16 protein-coding genes are annotated in these 14,812 nt (G+C 65.3%); 4 read left to right on the plus strand and 12 right to left on the minus strand.

Annotation, left to right across the window (positions count from 1 at the left end; genetic code table 11):
- Positions 1-16: 16 nt before the first annotated feature.
- From AABA86_RS21715 to fliI, 8 genes are all read right to left on the minus strand, one after another.
- Positions 17-280: a hypothetical protein gene (locus AABA86_RS21715; RefSeq protein ID WP_212252349.1), complete on the minus strand. Its 264-nt coding sequence runs from the start codon at positions 278-280 to the stop codon at positions 17-19.
- Between the two features lie 43 nt (positions 281-323).
- A complete protein-coding gene (locus tag AABA86_RS21720; protein ID WP_338308379.1) occupies positions 324-857 on the minus strand; it encodes a toxin-activating lysine-acyltransferase in 534 nt (177 codons plus the stop codon).
- Positions 858-2,154: 1,297 nt separating this feature from the next.
- Complete coding sequence (locus AABA86_RS21725; protein ID WP_212252359.1) at positions 2,155-3,372, minus strand: NAD(P)/FAD-dependent oxidoreductase; 1,218 nt, start codon at positions 3,370-3,372, stop codon at positions 2,155-2,157.
- A 116-nt stretch (positions 3,373-3,488) separates the two neighbouring features.
- Positions 3,489-4,448 carry a helix-turn-helix transcriptional regulator gene (locus AABA86_RS21730; RefSeq protein ID WP_212252345.1) on the minus strand — a complete coding sequence of 320 codons (960 nt, stop codon included), beginning with the start codon at positions 4,446-4,448 and terminating at the stop codon, positions 3,489-3,491.
- 254 nt (positions 4,449-4,702) lie between these two features.
- Complete coding sequence (locus AABA86_RS21735; protein ID WP_212252343.1) at positions 4,703-5,761, minus strand: anti-sigma factor; 1,059 nt, start codon at positions 5,759-5,761, stop codon at positions 4,703-4,705.
- A gap of 37 nt (positions 5,762-5,798) precedes the next feature.
- Positions 5,799-6,344, minus strand: coding sequence for a sigma-70 family RNA polymerase sigma factor (locus AABA86_RS21740; protein WP_095425223.1), 546 nt, complete (start codon positions 6,342-6,344; stop codon positions 5,799-5,801).
- A 180-nt stretch (positions 6,345-6,524) separates the two neighbouring features.
- A complete protein-coding gene (gene fliJ, locus AABA86_RS21745; RefSeq protein ID WP_008138882.1) occupies positions 6,525-6,944 on the minus strand; it encodes a flagellar export protein FliJ in 420 nt (139 codons plus the stop codon).
- 121 nt (positions 6,945-7,065) lie between these two features.
- Positions 7,066-8,391, minus strand: coding sequence for a flagellar protein export ATPase FliI (gene fliI, locus AABA86_RS21750; protein ID WP_038972090.1), 1,326 nt, complete (start codon positions 8,389-8,391; stop codon positions 7,066-7,068).
- A gap of 440 nt (positions 8,392-8,831) precedes the next feature.
- Between fliI and ctrA the strand changes: the two genes are divergently transcribed.
- The 4 genes from ctrA to AABA86_RS21770 all read left to right on the plus strand — a co-directional run bounded on the left by ctrA (position 8,832) and on the right by AABA86_RS21770 (position 11,680).
- A complete protein-coding gene (gene ctrA / locus AABA86_RS21755; protein WP_008138878.1) occupies positions 8,832-9,533 on the plus strand; it encodes a response regulator transcription factor CtrA in 702 nt (233 codons plus the stop codon).
- A 172-nt stretch (positions 9,534-9,705) separates the two neighbouring features.
- The gene (locus tag AABA86_RS21760) at positions 9,706-10,110 is read left to right on the plus strand and encodes a DUF350 domain-containing protein (protein ID WP_338308380.1); all 405 of its coding nucleotides are present in this window, start codon (positions 9,706-9,708) and stop codon (positions 10,108-10,110) included.
- A 1-nt stretch (position 10,111) separates the two neighbouring features.
- Complete coding sequence (locus AABA86_RS21765) at positions 10,112-10,516, plus strand: hypothetical protein (RefSeq protein WP_338308381.1); 405 nt, start codon at positions 10,112-10,114, stop codon at positions 10,514-10,516.
- A 3-nt stretch (positions 10,517-10,519) separates the two neighbouring features.
- Positions 10,520-11,680 (plus strand): glutathionylspermidine synthase family protein, encoded by a 1,161-nt coding sequence (locus AABA86_RS21770; RefSeq protein WP_338308382.1) that lies wholly within the window; start codon positions 10,520-10,522, stop codon positions 11,678-11,680.
- A gap of 162 nt (positions 11,681-11,842) precedes the next feature.
- Here AABA86_RS21770 and AABA86_RS21775 read toward each other — a convergent pair whose 3' ends face one another.
- From AABA86_RS21775 to AABA86_RS21790, 4 genes are all read right to left on the minus strand, one after another.
- On the minus strand, positions 11,843-12,715 hold the full coding sequence (locus AABA86_RS21775; RefSeq protein ID WP_212252335.1) for a CheR family methyltransferase: 873 nt from the start codon (positions 12,713-12,715) through the stop codon (positions 11,843-11,845).
- On the minus strand, positions 12,712-13,899 hold the full coding sequence (locus tag AABA86_RS21780) for a protein-glutamate methylesterase/protein-glutamine glutaminase (RefSeq protein WP_338308383.1): 1,188 nt from the start codon (positions 13,897-13,899) through the stop codon (positions 12,712-12,714). The genes AABA86_RS21775 and AABA86_RS21780 overlap by 4 nt, the downstream gene beginning before the upstream one ends.
- Before the next feature lie 75 nt (positions 13,900-13,974).
- Positions 13,975-14,340 carry a response regulator gene (locus AABA86_RS21785; protein ID WP_007600538.1) on the minus strand — a complete coding sequence of 122 codons (366 nt, stop codon included), beginning with the start codon at positions 14,338-14,340 and terminating at the stop codon, positions 13,975-13,977.
- Between the two features lie 73 nt (positions 14,341-14,413).
- A partial coding sequence (locus AABA86_RS21790) for a chemotaxis protein CheW (protein ID WP_338308384.1) occupies positions 14,414-14,812 on the minus strand: 399 nt, incomplete at its 5' end.

Raw genomic sequence — 14,812 nt, forward strand, 5'->3', positions numbered from 1 at the left:
CCATGATTATCCGTCGTTAGACCGGCAAACCAAGCTCTTGCCGTGTGTGGAAACGAAGCGTGATGATCAATGATCCGATCTCATAGCCATGCTCCGCCCCATATATGCCCACCACGAAATCGCTCACCGCCATCGCCATCGAAGGCAGCTTCGCCGTTCCATCAGCATTAAACTGATTTAGCTCACGATCCTTGAGCACCGCCCACAGCTCGTGGTCCTGCCGAGCTTTTTCGACAAGACTCTCAATCTGATCTTTTGTCATGAAAACAGCGCGCACCATTCCAGCTCTCCAGAGTCGTGATTTGAAGATCCGATTTGAAAGGCTAAGTTTTCAAAACTTGATCTTTCATCTCCGCCTCGCCCCCAAACGGTGCGACCACATCGATAATCTTCCTGCTCGCCCCGCTCTTCCACTCCGCCGGCGTCAACCGCACATTCCCTGCGTCAATCCGCTTCGCGACGATCTCGTCCGCCACCGCCCAGAATGCGACACCGACCGGCTGCTCGCCCCTGTAGAAAATCCGGAACTGCTGCAGCAGGATCGCCGGCATCACCAGCCATTCGAGATCGCCGAGCGGGATCGCCTTGTGGCGCGGCGACTGCGTCATCAGCCAGGTGATTTCGCCGAGCACCTGCGACACGGTCTTGGGCGGCGGCGCCGCTTGCGCGCCGGCGGCGGAAGCCCCGGATTCGTTTGCGGCCTGGGCGCCGTTCGCGTGCGGAGCGCTGCCGGACGCTTCGCCGAGGCCGGCGCTCGCCTGCCCTGCTGCCGCTGGCGTTGGCTCTTCGATCCGCTTCGCGGCTCCGGTCTTCGTCATCCGCTTCTCTCCACGCTTCTTCTTCCCGGTGCCCGGCATCGGCCTGTTCTCCTTGCGAGAAAGGCCGAAGTTTAGAGCGGCCGTAGGATGGGTGGAGCGAAGCGATACCCATCGTTTCAGCGGCAGAGGATGATGGGTTTCGCAAGGGCTCAACCCATCCTACGGGCTGATCAGTCCTGTCGTTGCGGAATGAATGGGAACATCGCCGGCGAAACTCGCCGCGAGAGTGCTCCCGATCTATGGATCGACTGCCATTCCCAACCCCTGCGGGTGACGCTAGACGAAACAACCCGGACACATCAAGCAATAATTTGATGACGGAATTGTCGGCACGCGAGGCGTGTGGATTTCGCCACGCCGGCGTCATGAAGGATGTTGCAGCTTGCCGCGTCACGATACCGCCTGCTCTGTTGTGCGAACGCTGCGACGGAGTGTGAAGCAGCAGCGCCCACCACTCTCGTGTCCCGGACGCGCTGCAGCGTTCTTACGCTGCTGCGCAGAGCCGGGACCCAGGAGGCCACAGCATTTGCTGCCACGTGGGCCCCGGCTCTGCAGCGCATCGCTGAAGAAGCGCTGCGCTGCGTCCGGGGCATGAGAGCGGAATTTGGACGCAGCTCGTAGGATGGGTAGAGCGCAGCGAAACCCATCAACACTTCCCCTGTGTTGAAACATGATGGGTTTCGCAAGTGCTCTACCCATCCTACGCCTCCGAGACACACCTTCGCATCCTCGCGGCTGATCTCGCCCGAGCTTTGCTTGATCTCTTCACCCTCTTGAATGAAGAGGGCGCAGGGAAGACCGGGCGCCGGCTGGCACCCGCGGTCCACTGTGCGAATCCTGCGTAACAAGAAGCTGCACAGCGGCATACAGGTGTAGCCAGGACATCCCGGCCTTCCCTGCGCAGTGGGCTTACGGCTTATGTCGTGATCTCCCCGGGGAGCGTTGCACTATTGCCCCCGTCGCCTTGCGGATGGCTGACGGATGCGTCCGGTTGGACGACACCCATCACCACAAGACTTGGCGCACAGACCCCGGGCGCCAGGACCACACGATTTTGCCGTACGCGGATCACACCGGTCGTGTGCGCGATACTTTCGCTCACGGCTCTCCGCCCTGCGAAAGCTGTTCGCGCCGATGCGACCCACGTCCACCGCCGCCCGGCCCGCGTTCGTGACGATCGCGATACGCCCCTCTTCCTTGGGCCGGGTTGAGGCGACACATACGCGATTTCCGAATTTCGGTAAAGTGGAATATTTTCGGCCGACCGTGTTGACCGATACCTTGCGTGTTTTGCCCGTCAGGCAGCGCAAGGGCTGGTAGGGGGAGCAGCGCGAGACTACCGCGCCCCATAGCTCGGCGGCGGCGCCTGCACGGTCGGCGCAGCGGCGGCGAACAGCTCTTCCTTGCTGCCGGTCAGCGGCGGATAGATGCGCTTGCGGTTGATGATGCTCTTGGTCGCCTTCGCAGCCTGACCGGTCGCCTTCACCTCGCGATCCCAGCCTTCGGTGTAGAGCGCGCCCCAGCCGCCGAGATCGAGCACGGTCACGTACCAGTCGATCCGCAGCGGCAGCATCGGCAGGCCGGCGAGATCGGCGACCACGTTGTGGCCGGCGAAGCGGCCCATGGGGCGCGCGAACTGGCAGGACATCACGGTCGGATGCAGCCCGTCGACCACGCTCGAGGCAACATCGCCGGCGGCGAACACGCCGCCGACATCGGCAACCCGCATGAAGGGATCGACCAGCAGGCGTCCGAGCCGGTCGCGGGCGTCCGGAAAGCTCGCCGCCAGGGGGCTCGCACGCATGCCGGCACACCAGATCACGGTCTGTGCCGGGATGAATTCGCCGGAGCTCAAGCGAATGCCGGCCGCCTCGACCGAGACGACGCGCACGCCGAGGCGCATCTCGACGTCGAGCGCGGCCAACGCCGTCTCGATGACGGGGCGCGCCGGCGCGCCGATGGTGGCACCGACCGCGGGATTGGGATCGACCAGGATGATGCGGCGGCTGCCGGTGATGCCCGCCCGCGCCAGCCTGTCGGGCATCTCGGCCGCGACCTCGATGCCGGTAAAGCCGGCACCGACCACCACGACGGTCGACCGCCCCGGCGCGGGCGCGCTGCGGCCGAGCGAGGCGAGATGGTCCTCGAGGCGAAGCGCCGCAACATAGGTATCGACATCGAAGGCGTGCTCGGCAAGGCCTGGAATGTCGGGACGCATCACCTCGCTGCCGAGCGCCAGCACCAGGCGGTCATAGGCCAGCGTCTGCTCGCCGCTGCTCGTGACCAGCGAAATTTCGCGCCAGACCGGATCGATGGCTTCGACCTCGCCGATCTCGTGACGGACACCGACGGGATCGAGCAGTTGCGGCAGCGGTATCGCGACCTCGCTGAGATCGACCTCGTAATTGCGCACACGGATGTTGTGATAGGGATTGCGATCGATCACGCAGATCTCGATGTCGCTGACAGCACCGATCTCGTCGCGCTTGCGTGCGGCCCCGATGGCCGCCCACAGGCCTGCAAATCCGGCGCCGAGCACGACGATACGCGCCATGTCCGTGAACTGTGCTTTCCAGAGACATCCTGCGGTCTGCCCGCACAGGCAGATATAGCTCATTCGGCCGGATCGACCAACGGCGCCAGCGCTGCGCCGCTGCAAAAGATCTCAGCTCACGCCTCGCGCAGTTCCGACGGCGTCGCGCCAAAGCGCTTGCGGAAGGCGCGGTTGAAATAGGACAGATCGGAGAAGCCCGAGGAATGCGCGATGTCGCTGATCTTGCGCGTCCTGGCGCGGGGATCGCCGAGCAGTTTGCGCGCCTGGAGCAGGCGCTGCTCGAGCACGAATTCGGTGAAGGTCGTGCCGGCCTGCTCGAACAGGCGTTGCGCCTGGCGCGGGCTGAGGCCCGAGCGCGTCGCGACCTCGGACAGGCAGAGATCGTTGCGGCCGAGCGCGGCCATCACATCGGCGCGCATGAGATCGAGGCGTGCTGCCGCATGGCCACGGCCGCGCGCGAGGCTGGCATGCTCGGCATCGGTGCCGAGCAGGAGGCCGACCAGATCGACCATATGCTGCGCGGTCAGGCGCTGGCCGACCGCGTCGAGATGCGGCGCGTGATTGGCGGCGAGCGCATGGTAGCGGAAGATGGTCTCTGCGACGGCACCGTCGCTGAGCACTTGCGACAGCTTGTCCTCGGCACGCGGACTGATGTCGAGCAACGCGCGGCGCGGCATGCGGATGGTGGTGAAGCGGTCTTCGTCAGTGTGGCCGACGGTGCCGGTGATGCTCATGTCGACGAGCACCATCTGCGCGGGCGCAAGCTCCACGGTGTGGCCGTTCTGCCCGACACGGACGAGGCCGGCCTGTGCGGCGATCAGCACGAGGTCGTCGCTGCCGTCGGCAAGGTGGCTCTGCGTGCGGGAATATTGTGCGGAGGCGCCTTCCGGAATGGCGAGCGCGATGTTGTCGACCACGCTGATCTGGAGCCGGCAATCGATGCTGTCGCCACGACTCGGCCCGATATCGAGGCCGCAGGCCCCGAAAGCCCGCTCGCGCCAATGTTCGAACGCAGGGCCGTGCGGCAGTCCCGTGTATTGGTGAACGAAGATGCCGGACGTTTTCGCTGCATCCATCTGATTTCTAGCCCCTCTTTCGGCGTCACGATCGGCGGCGCCGACTGCAAATTCCGGGGATTTGACGCCGCAAATTGCGGCGAGGTTCAAATCGGGGGCGCATTCAGGGAGACTTGTCGGGATGCGACGGCGAAGCGGACCCTGGCGACAGGGGCGTGGCTTCGTAGCCCGGATGAGCGCAGCGCAATCCGGGGTTGTCACCTGATGGCGCGAAGGTCCCGGATTGCGCTACGCTCCATCCGGGCTACGGGGACCTATTTCTTTGCCGGCGCGGGCGCCTGCGGCTGGGACGGCGGCACGGTCTCGATCAGCTTGCCGGAAAACACCGGGGCCGAGGTCGGCCGGCCGTCGGGCGAGCCGCCGGCCTGCTCGACGGTGACCGCGTAGGTCGCGCCGTTGACGACGTCGGCATCATAGGAGGCGAGCAGCGGACGCGCGGTGAATTCGCCCGCGCCGATCACGCCGAGCGAGCGCGGGCGCGGCAGCTTGTCGGAGATCAGCCAGAGCTCAAAGCTCTTGCCGGGCTCCGGCGTCGCGCCGACCTTGCGCACGGTAAAGTTCCTGGTCGCGCCGTCGATGGTGAGGATGAAGGCGGGGCCGCCGCCCTGGCCCTGCAACAGCGCGACATATTGCGCCGCGGCTGTGAGCGGTGCGGCCGGCGTCTTCACTTCCACCGTCTGGATGCGCGGCGCGGGGCGTAAAGCCCCCGGCAGCGCGTCGGGCAGGAAGATCTGAAGCGACAGCGTCACCAGCAGCGCAGCCGCGAGCGCGCCGACCGCGGATGCGATCGAGCGCCAGCGCTTCACGCGGCCCTCGAGACGGATCACGTTGCTGTCGTCGGCGATGGCCACCTGCGGCGGCGCCCGGACGACCTCGGGATCGGGCGCATGAACCTGCGGCATGAACACCGGCGCGATGTCGGCCATCGCATCGGATCCGGAGCGCATCGGCTCGGGCTGCTCTGCTTCGGGAGGCCGCGGCTCCGGTTGCGGCACCTGCTCCAGCGGCGCTTGCTCCGGCGCGGCTTCGATGGGCGGGATTGGCGGCGGCACGATGTCGGCCAGAACAGGCGGCTGCTGCGCAAGCGCCGTGCGCGCGATCTCGGACCTGATGTTCTCCCACACGACCGGACGCGGCTCGACCGAGCCGACCATCTGGTTGAGGGCGCCGAGCCGATAGGCCCAGGCCTGCACGATGTCGGCGAACGCCGGGTCCACCGCCATCATGGTCTCGACCTGCGCGCGCTCATCGGCCTCGAGGGTGCCGAGCGCATATTCCGCGGCGAGCGCGATATGGTCCTCCGAGTAGGCCATCACATGCAGTCCAGAACCACCCTCACAGTATGAACCCTCATAGTCCGAGGCACTCCCGGATATCCAACATGCTGCGCCGGAGCCACGTCTTCACCGTGTTGACGGGAGCGGCGAATTTCTCCGCCAATTGCTCGCGGCTCCAGCCGTTGTAATAGGCGAGAAGCACGAGCCGCTGGCGGTCCGGCTCGAGCCGGCCGACGCATTCCAAGAGCCGCTTCAACTCCTCGGTCATCTCCCGGCGCGCCAGCGGATCGGGGCTGTCGGCCGCGACCTCCATCGCCTGAGGCTCTTCCTCGATCGAGACCTCCGACTTCTTGCGCACGATGTCGATGGCACGGTTGCGCGCAATCGAGGCCATCCACGTGATCGGCGACGACAGCGCCGGATTGAACCCGCCGGCGCCGTTCCAGATCTTGACGTAGGTCTCCTGAATGACCTCCTCTGCGAGATCCTGTCGGCGCAAGATACGGAGCACGACGCCATAAAGTTTCGCGCGCGTGGCGGCGTAGAGGCGCTCGAACGCAGCCTGATCGCCCTTCGCCACCGCCTCGATCAACCCGACCAGCTCTGCTGGCGTCAGCATTCAGCCCCCCGACACGCGGGCCATCGCGTTCCGCGCAGGCCCCGGCACTTCGCTACCATAGCGCGCGGCCAAGCCGACCACCAAGGGGTGCGGCGCCACACTGTGGACAGCAGATGCGAAAACCCGGACCTTGCGGGCCCGGGTTTCACGAATTCTCTGCTTTGGCCGCTGGCCGGGTCTTCAGGCGACGGCGCCGATGCGGGCGCGCATCAGGCCGATGCTGTCGAGGTCGGCCTGCTCGCGGGCATTTTCTTCGGCGCGCTCGCGGGCCTGGTCGCGCTCGTCCAGGAGCTCGACCTTCTTCAACTCCTCGAAGGCCTCGGCCAGCGCGGCCTTGGCTTCGTCGAGCTGGCCCTTGAGCTCGTCGGCCGAGCGGGTCAGGTTCTCGCGGCGCTGAATGGCCGCCTTGGCATAGGTCGGATAGGCGAAGTGCGAGGGATCGTTGATCCCGGCACGCTCCTGCTCGGTCGTGATCTCGCGCTCGAGATCGGTCGACATCCGCTGGAAGTCGGCGATCATGGTCTCGATCTGGGTGACCCGCCGGCGCTTCTCGTCGACCTGAAACTTCTTCAGGCGGATGAGGGTATCTCGTGACTTCATCGACTCGTACTCCCCAGAAGTCCCCCCGCTACACGTGGGACGTCACCGGTCTCCCCACAGGCCCAACAGGGGCCAAGACCGGCTCTGCTACTCTGTGGGATGGGATGATGACCTGACAAAGTTAGCGTTCCGTTTCCAAATTACCGAGGATTTGCGCCAATTGGCGATAGCCGTCCGCCAGAGACGCATTTTCGTCCTTGCGCTGGCGCAGGAACGCCTCGAGCGGTTCGTGCAGGCGGATCGCCTCGTCGACCTCGGGGCTGGAGCCGGCCCGGTAGGCGCCAAGCCGGATCAATTCCTCCATGTCGGCATAGGTCGCCATCACCGCCCGCGCCTTCTGGATGACGGGCCAGAACTGCGGATCGGCCGATTTCGGCATGGTGCGGGAGACGGATTTGAGGATGTTGATGGCGGGGTAGCGGCCGCGCTCGGCGATCGAGCGCTGCATCACGATGTGGCCGTCGAGGATGCCGCGGACGGCGTCCGCAATCGGCTCGTTATGGTCGTCGCCGTCGACCAGCACCGTGAAGATCGCGGTGATGGCGCCCTCGCCCAGCCCCGGTCCGGCGCGCTCCAAGAGTTTCGGCAGCTCGGTGAAGACGGTCGGGGTGTAGCCCTTGGCCGTCGGCGGCTCGCCGGCGGACAGGCCGATCTCGCGCTGGGCCATGGCAAAGCGCGTCACCGAGTCCATCAGGCAGAGCACGTCCTGATCCTCGTCGCGGAAATATTCGGCGACCGCGAGCGTGAGATAGGCCGCCTGGCGGCGCATCAGCGCCGGCTCGTCGGAGGTCGCAACCACGACGACGGAGCGCGCGAGGCCCTCCTCGCCGAGATCGTCCTGGAGGAATTCCTGCACCTCGCGGCCACGTTCGCCGATCAGCCCGATGACGCTGACCGCGGCATCGACGTTGCGCGCGAGCATCGACAGCAGCACCGACTTGCCGACGCCGGACCCTGCGAAGATGCCCATGCGCTGGCCGCGGCAGCAGGTGAGGAAGGTGTTCATCGCGCGCACGCCGAGATCGAGCGGCGCGCCGACACGCTTGCGCGAATGCGCCGGCGGCGGCGCATTGCGGAACGGCATCGGCGAAGCGCCCTGCGGCAGCGGTCCCTTGCCGTCGATCGGCTCGCCCAGCGCGTTGACGACGCGGCCGAGCCAGGCCGACGACGGCCGCACCAGATTGGCGGCATTGGCGATGACGGCCTTGCAGCCGCGGCGCACGCCGTCGAGGCCGGCGAACGGCATCACGACAGCATTGTTGCCGGAGAAGCCGATCACCTCGCAGGGAATCGAACGGTTGGCGCCGGTCTCGATCACCAGCCGCGCGCCGACCGACATCGCATGAATCGGACCGGCCACCTCGACCATCAGGCCGCGGACACCGACGACGCGGCCATAGATATTGATGCCGTCGATGTCGCCGATCTGTTCGGCAAGCGCCTTCATCGGGGAGCCTTCATTAATGGGCGCGCCTTGGTCATCCCCAGGGTCGCCCATTGCGATCCCCGGGACTTCACGGTGAAAACCTTAAGTTTCGCCATATTTCTGAACGGCGCTTAACTTCGTGTTTACCCGCATCATTAATCATTGCGTCACTGTCTTTGTGACTGAGCGTGACTCCCCTTCAGAAGAAGGCTGAGTCGCGGGAGTCGGTTAGGCCCGTCTCTTAAAGTGGAACTTGAACTGAGCTGGGTGACGAAAGCTGCTTCGCGCACAGGACCTTAGGGCGATTCGACAAAAATTGCACCCGGGGGACTTGCGTTCCAGAATCAGGATTTGTTAACCATCTGTTGTCAGGATCCGAATCAGTTGTTCAAAGGCGTTTTGTTGAGTGCCGCGAATGCGGCCGACCTGACGCCCAGGAGCGGCGACTATGGGGAACTGGCATGCGCGTTTTGCTGATTGAAGATGACAGCGCCGTCGCGCAGTCGATCGAGCTGATGCTGAAGTCTGAGAGCTTCAACGTCTACACGACCGATTTGGGGGAAGAAGGCGTCGATCTCGGTAAATTATACGATTACGACATTATCCTTCTCGACCTCAACCTGCCCGACATGTCCGGCTACGACGTGCTCAAGCAGCTTCGGGTCTCCAAGATCAAGACACCGATCCTGATCCTCTCCGGCCTCGCCGGCATCGAGGACAAGGTCAAGGGTCTCGGCGTCGGCGCCGACGACTACATGACCAAGCCCTTCCACAAGGACGAGCTGGTTGCCCGCATCCACGCGATCGTGCGCCGCTCCAAGGGTCACGCCCAGTCGGTCATCCAGACCGGCGACCTCGTCGTCAACCTCGACACCAAGACGGTGGAAGTCGGCGGCCAGCGCGTGCATCTGACCGGCAAGGAATACCAGATGCTGGAGCTGCTCTCGCTCCGCAAGGGCACGACCCTCACCAAGGAAATGTTCCTCAACCACCTCTATGGCGGCATGGACGAGCCCGAGCTGAAGATCATCGACGTCTTCATCTGCAAGCTCCGCAAGAAGCTGGCCAACGCTTCCGAGGGACGCAACTTCATCGAGACCGTGTGGGGCCGCGGCTACGTGCTGCGCGAGCCGCACGAGCACGAAGAGCGCATTCCCGCCTGATCCTGGGTTTACGTCGCGAGCCCCTTTCGGGCTCGCTCCTCCCAGCCTGGACCCCGCCGCAAATGGCGGGGTTTTGTTTTTTGGGGGACGTGAAGGCGGCTTCGTCGCCGTCCCGCCATTGAACCGCTATGCTCTCCCCGCCGACGAATGGTCGCTGCACGATGGGGGAACGATGATCCTGCAATCACTGGCCGGCCTGCCCGCCTTCCTGGTCTATTTCTGCACCGGGCTGATCGCGATCGTGGCGTATCTGTTCGTCTATACCCGCATCACCGCGCATAACGAATTCCAGCTGATCCGCGACGACGAGCCGGCCGCCGCGATCGCGCTCGGGCTCAGCCTGCTCGGCTTCGTTGCGCCGCTGGTCAGCGCCATCGCGCATTCGGCCAATGTGCTGGACTGCCTGATCTGGGCCATGATCGCGCTGATCGTGCAGATCATCGTGTTCTTTCTCGTGCGCGTGCCGGTGCCGAACCTGTCGGCGCGGATCGCGGCCGGCGAGCTTGCGCCCGCGATCTGGCTCGGGCTGTCCTCGCTCGCGGCGGGCCTGCTCAACGCCGCCTGCATGATCTACTGACATGGCCGACAACCCGTCCCAAAAGCAGTTCGGCAAGCGCCGGCCACGCCTGCCACAGCCATTGCCGCTGCCGGCCAAAGAGCCGACGAAGCGCTCCGGTCATGTCGCGCTGCTGGTGATGGGCACGCTCGCGGTCGGCACCACCGCCTACACGATGATGCCGCGGCAGAATTGCGAGCCCACGCCCGGCGCCGTGCCGGGGCAGACGACTACGACCTGCACAAGCAGCAGCGGCAGCAGCTCGTCGGGCGGCAGCAGCTCGCGCTGGTCGTCGCGATCGAGCTTCTTCAGCAGCGATTCATCGAGCCATTCTTCGGCGGGAACGTCGTCGTCCGATTCCGGCCACAGCAGCGTCAGCCGCGGCGGCTTCGGCTCGTTCGGCCATGGCTTCTCGGGCGGCGGTTGATCCATGCAGCGCATCAATTGCCTGGAGCGCGACGACTGGCGGGAGACCGCGGCGCAATGCGGCTTCGTCTTCCACACCATCGACGGCGAACGCTATTGGGACGAGCGCGCGTATTACGGCTTCACGCTCGACGAGATCGAGCGCGGCATCGAGACGCCGACCGGCGAGATCGAGGCCATGTGCCTGGAGCTCGCCGGCCGCGTCATCGGCGACGAGCGATATTTGCGGCGCCTGCAGATCCCGGAAGCGTTCTGGAGCCTGATCGCCGAGAGCTGGCAGCGCGACGACCGCAGCCTCTACGGCCGGCTCGATCTGAAGTTCGACGGCAAGTCGCCGGCAAAGCTGCTCGAATACAACGCGGATACGCCGACCTCGATCTTCGAGGCCGCGGTGTTTCAATGGACCTGGCTCGAGCAGGCGATCGAGCGCCGCATCGTCCCGGTGCGCGCCGATCAGTTCAACTCCATCCATGAGCGATTGATCGCGGCGTGGAAGGAGATCGCCGCGGGCCGCCACGTCCATCTCACCGGCACCACCGACAACTCGGAAGACGCCGGCACGCTCGCTTATCTCGAGGACACCGCGCGCCAGGCCGGCCTCTCGACCAGGTTGCTCGACATCGAAGAGGTCGGCTGGCGCGATGAGCCTGGCGGCTTCGTCGATCTCGACGAGGTCGACATCGCACTCGCCTTCAAGCTCTATCCCTGGGAGTGGATGTTCCACGATTCCTTCGGTGCGAAGCTGAAGGAGGCGCCGACGCGCTGGATCGAGCCGCCGTGGAAAGCGGTGCTCTCCAACAAGGGCATTTTGCCGCTGCTCTGGGAGATGTTTCCGAACCACCCCCATCTGCTGCCGGCGTTCTTCGAAGACGACGCGCGGGCAGCGGAGCTTGGCACATCGTATGTCCGCAAGCCGCTGCTGTCGCGCGAAGGCGCCAACGTGACGCTGGTGTCCGGCGGCGTATCGCTGGACGAGCAGGAAGGTCCCTACGGCGCCGAAGGTTTCGTGCGGCAGGCGCTGGCGCCGCTGCCGAATTTCTCAGGCTTCTATCCGGTGGTGGGAAGCTGGCTGGTGAATCACGAGCCGTGCGGATTGTCGATCCGCGAGGACGAGAGCCCGATCACGGGCAACCGCTCCCGGTTTCTGCCGCATGCGATTTTGTGATTTGTCATTCCGGGGCGCGACAAAGTCGCGAGCCCGGGATGACAGTATCGTAGCGTGGGCAAAGCGAAGCGTGCCCACCATTTCAATTGCACAATTGGATCGATGGTGGGCACGGCGCAAGTGCGCCTTTGCCCACCCTACGATTCCTAACGCGCGGAGAGCTCACCTCGCCGCGGCAATTTTCAGCGGCTGCGGCATCAATCCGCCCATGGGGCGGCCGGAGCGCGCGGGGTTGAGCTGGTAGAGACCGCGGCGGTCGGTGATGGGACGGAACGCATCGGTGATGCCGACGACGGATTCGGCGGCGCCCAGCAGCAGCGTGCCGTCGGCCTCCAGGCCCTTCGCCATCCGCTCGAAGATCACGGCCTTGGTGTCCTGGTCGAAATAGATCAGCACGTTGCGGCAGAAGATCACGTCGAACGTGCCGAGATGGGAGAAATCCTGCAGCAGATTGAGCTGGCGGAACTGCACCATGGCGCGAATGTCGGCATTGAGCTGCCAGGTCTCGCCGGCTTGCGTGAAGTACTTCATCAGGTGCTGGATCGGCAGGCCGCGCTGCACCTCGAACTGGCTGTAGATTCCGGCCTTGGATTTCTCCAGCACCTCCTGCGACAGATCGGTGGCGACGATCTCGATGCGCCAGCCGGCGAGGGCTGCGCCCATCTCCTTCACGCACATCGCGATCGAATAGGGCTCCTGCCCCGTCGACGACGCCGCCGACCAGATGCGAAGCGACTTGCGCGCCGCGCGCGCCTTGATCAGACCCGGCAGGATGGTGTCGCGCAAATGATCGAACGGGATCTTGTCGCGGTAGAAGAAGGTCTCGTTGGTGGTCATCGCTTCGACCACGTCGGTCGCAAGCCGGCCGTCGCCGTTCCTGATCTTCAGCACGAGATCGGGGATGCCGGGAAGGCTCGCCTTGCGCGCCAGCGGCAAGAGCCGGCTCTCGACCAGATATTGCTTGTCGGGGGACAGATCGAGGCCGGAGCGCTCTTTCAGGAACTTGCGCAGATAGTCGTAGTCAACCGGCGTCACGCGCGATCTCCCGCGAACAGGCGGTTGACCTTGGCGCCGATCTGGTTGAGCGGCAGGATCGCTGCGCAGATGCCGGCATTGGCCGCCGCGCCCGGCATGCCCCAGACCACGCTGGAGGCTTCGTCCTGCGCGATGACGCTGCCGCCGGCGGCAACGATGTCCTTGCCGCCGCGCATGCCGTCCGAGCCCATGCCGGTCAGGATCACGGAGAGGATGCTGCCGTGCCAGATGTCGATGGCGGAGGTGAAGAGCGGATCGACCGCGGGCTTGCAGAAATTGACGGCGGGACCGTCGTCGAGCGCGATCACGGTGTCCGCACCGCTGCGCGCCACGCGCATGTGCTTGCCGCCGGGCGCCAGATAGATTCGTCCCGGCTTCACCGGCTCGCCGTCGACCGCCTCGGCTGCCGGCTTACGGCTCGAGCGCGCCAGATGCTCGGCAAGGATGGTGGTGAAGGTCGGCGGCATGTGCTGGGTGATCAGCACCGGGAAGCGGTCGATCACCGGGCCGAGCTCGGTGACGAGCGCCATCAGCGCCTGCGGACCGCCGGTCGAGGAGCCGATCAGCAGCACCTTGGGCGCCTGATTGGAGAACGGGCGCGTGGTGAGCGCCCCCGACGACGCAGGCACCGCCGGAGCGGGCGCTGTGGGCCGCGCAACAGGACTACGCGGGGCCGGAGCCGGGCTCGCGGGCGCCAGCGGCGGGCTTGCAACCGCGGGCTTGCGACGCAGCCGCGCGCCGAGATGGCGAATCTTCTGGATCAGGTCGTGGTGAAAGATGTCGGCGGCCGACGCCTCGCGCGTCGATTCCGGCTTCGGAATGTAATCGGCCGCGCCGAGCGACAGCGCCTTGAAGCTGATCTCAGCGTTACGGCGCGTCAGCGTCGAGGCCATGATGATGACGAGATCGCGCTTCTTCGCCAGCAGCTGCGGCAGCGCCGAGATGCCGTCGAGCTCGGGCATTTCGATGTCGAGCACGGCGACATCGGGGTTGATCCGTTCGAGCTGGTTGACCGCCTCGAGCCCGGTCCGCAGCGAGGCTGCGACCTCCATGTCGTGCTCGGCGCCGACCCAGCGCGAGATCAGACCGCGGATGACGACGGAGTCGTCGACGATCATCACGCGCAGCGGCCCGGCTTCGCGCGACGAGCCTGTGGTCGAATTCCCTGCGAACGCAACACTCATTACTCACCAACTCAGACTGAAAGGGTACAGTTGAAAACAGTCGCCGAAGAATCCGTTCGGCCTCCGGCCGATCGCTCAGATAAGGCCGACTTCCTGGAATTTCGCCGTCACGATGTCCTTGTCGAACGGCTTCATGATGTACTCGTTGGCGCCGGCATGCAGTGCGCGCGCGATATGCGCCACGTCGTTCTCGGTGGTGCAGAACACCACCTTGGGCTGGTCGCCGCCGGGCATGCGCCTGAGATGGCCGAGGAACTCGTAGCCGTCCATCACGGGCATGTTCCAGTCGAGCAGCACCGCATCGGGCAAGCCGCGCTTGCAGGCCTCCAGCGCCTTCTCACCGTCCTCGGCTTCGAGGATCTGGAAGTCGAGACCCTCCAGGATCCGGCGCGCAACCTTGCGGATGACGCTGGAATCATCAACGACGAGACAAGTTCGCATGTGAACCTCTGCTTCCTCCCCCTTTGCGGGGGGCACTTCCAATTGCAAGTCCGTCGGCGACGATGCCGCCGTATCAGGCCGCCATCATCTCGGGCGCGAGCTCGAGGACGCGATCGACGTCGAGGACGACCATGAGCTGGCCGTCGAGGCGGTGGACGCCGCCGGCGAGCTTGGCCATGCGGGGATCGAGGTTGACGGGATTTTCTTCCATGCCGGCTTCGGGCAGGCGGAGCACCTCGCCGATCTGGTCGATCAGCAGGCCATAGGATTCACCGCGGAGGTCGACGCCGACCGCCATCGGCACCTTGCCATCCTCGGGCTGCGGCAGGCCGAGACGGGCGCGCATGTCGACCACGGTGACGATGCGGCCGCGCAGATTGAGCACGCCCGCGATCTCGCGCGAAGACAAGGGCACGCGGGTGACGCGCTCGGGCATGAACACGTCCTGGACGCGGGAGATCGGCAGGCCGAA

The sequence above is a fragment of the Bradyrhizobium sp. TM233 genome, assembly GCF_036247965.1.
Classification (GTDB): domain Bacteria; phylum Pseudomonadota; class Alphaproteobacteria; order Rhizobiales; family Xanthobacteraceae; genus Bradyrhizobium; species Bradyrhizobium ottawaense.

Bases quoted from the DNA above. Each gene is read 5' to 3' on its own strand.
- AABA86_RS21740 (WP_095425223.1), bottom strand. From the start codon at position 6,344: ATGCTGACGCCAGCAGAGCTGGTCGGGTTGATCGAGGCGGTGGCGAAG.
- ctrA (WP_008138878.1), top strand. From the start codon at position 8,832: ATGCGCGTTTTGCTGATTGAAGATGACAGCGCCGTCGCGCAGTCGATC.
- AABA86_RS21780 (WP_338308383.1), bottom strand. From the start codon at position 13,899: ATGAGTGTTGCGTTCGCAGGGAATTCGACCACAGGCTCGTCGCGCGAA.
- AABA86_RS21730 (WP_212252345.1), bottom strand. From the start codon at position 4,448: ATGGATGCAGCGAAAACGTCCGGCATCTTCGTTCACCAATACACGGGA.
- fliJ (WP_008138882.1), bottom strand. From the start codon at position 6,944: ATGAAGTCACGAGATACCCTCATCCGCCTGAAGAAGTTTCAGGTCGAC.
- AABA86_RS21735 (WP_212252343.1), bottom strand. From the start codon at position 5,761: ATGGCCTACTCGGAGGACCATATCGCGCTCGCCGCGGAATATGCGCTC.
- AABA86_RS21725 (WP_212252359.1), bottom strand. From the start codon at position 3,372: ATGGCGCGTATCGTCGTGCTCGGCGCCGGATTTGCAGGCCTGTGGGCG.
- AABA86_RS21765 (WP_338308381.1), top strand. From the start codon at position 10,112: ATGGCCGACAACCCGTCCCAAAAGCAGTTCGGCAAGCGCCGGCCACGC.
- AABA86_RS21785 (WP_007600538.1), bottom strand. From the start codon at position 14,340: ATGCGAACTTGTCTCGTCGTTGATGATTCCAGCGTCATCCGCAAGGTT.
- AABA86_RS21715 (WP_212252349.1), bottom strand. From the start codon at position 280: ATGGTGCGCGCTGTTTTCATGACAAAAGATCAGATTGAGAGTCTTGTC.
- AABA86_RS21770 (WP_338308382.1), top strand. From the start codon at position 10,520: ATGCAGCGCATCAATTGCCTGGAGCGCGACGACTGGCGGGAGACCGCG.
- AABA86_RS21760 (WP_338308380.1), top strand. From the start codon at position 9,706: ATGATCCTGCAATCACTGGCCGGCCTGCCCGCCTTCCTGGTCTATTTC.
- fliI (WP_038972090.1), bottom strand. From the start codon at position 8,391: ATGAAGGCGCTTGCCGAACAGATCGGCGACATCGACGGCATCAATATC.
- AABA86_RS21720 (WP_338308379.1), bottom strand. From the start codon at position 857: ATGCCGGGCACCGGGAAGAAGAAGCGTGGAGAGAAGCGGATGACGAAG.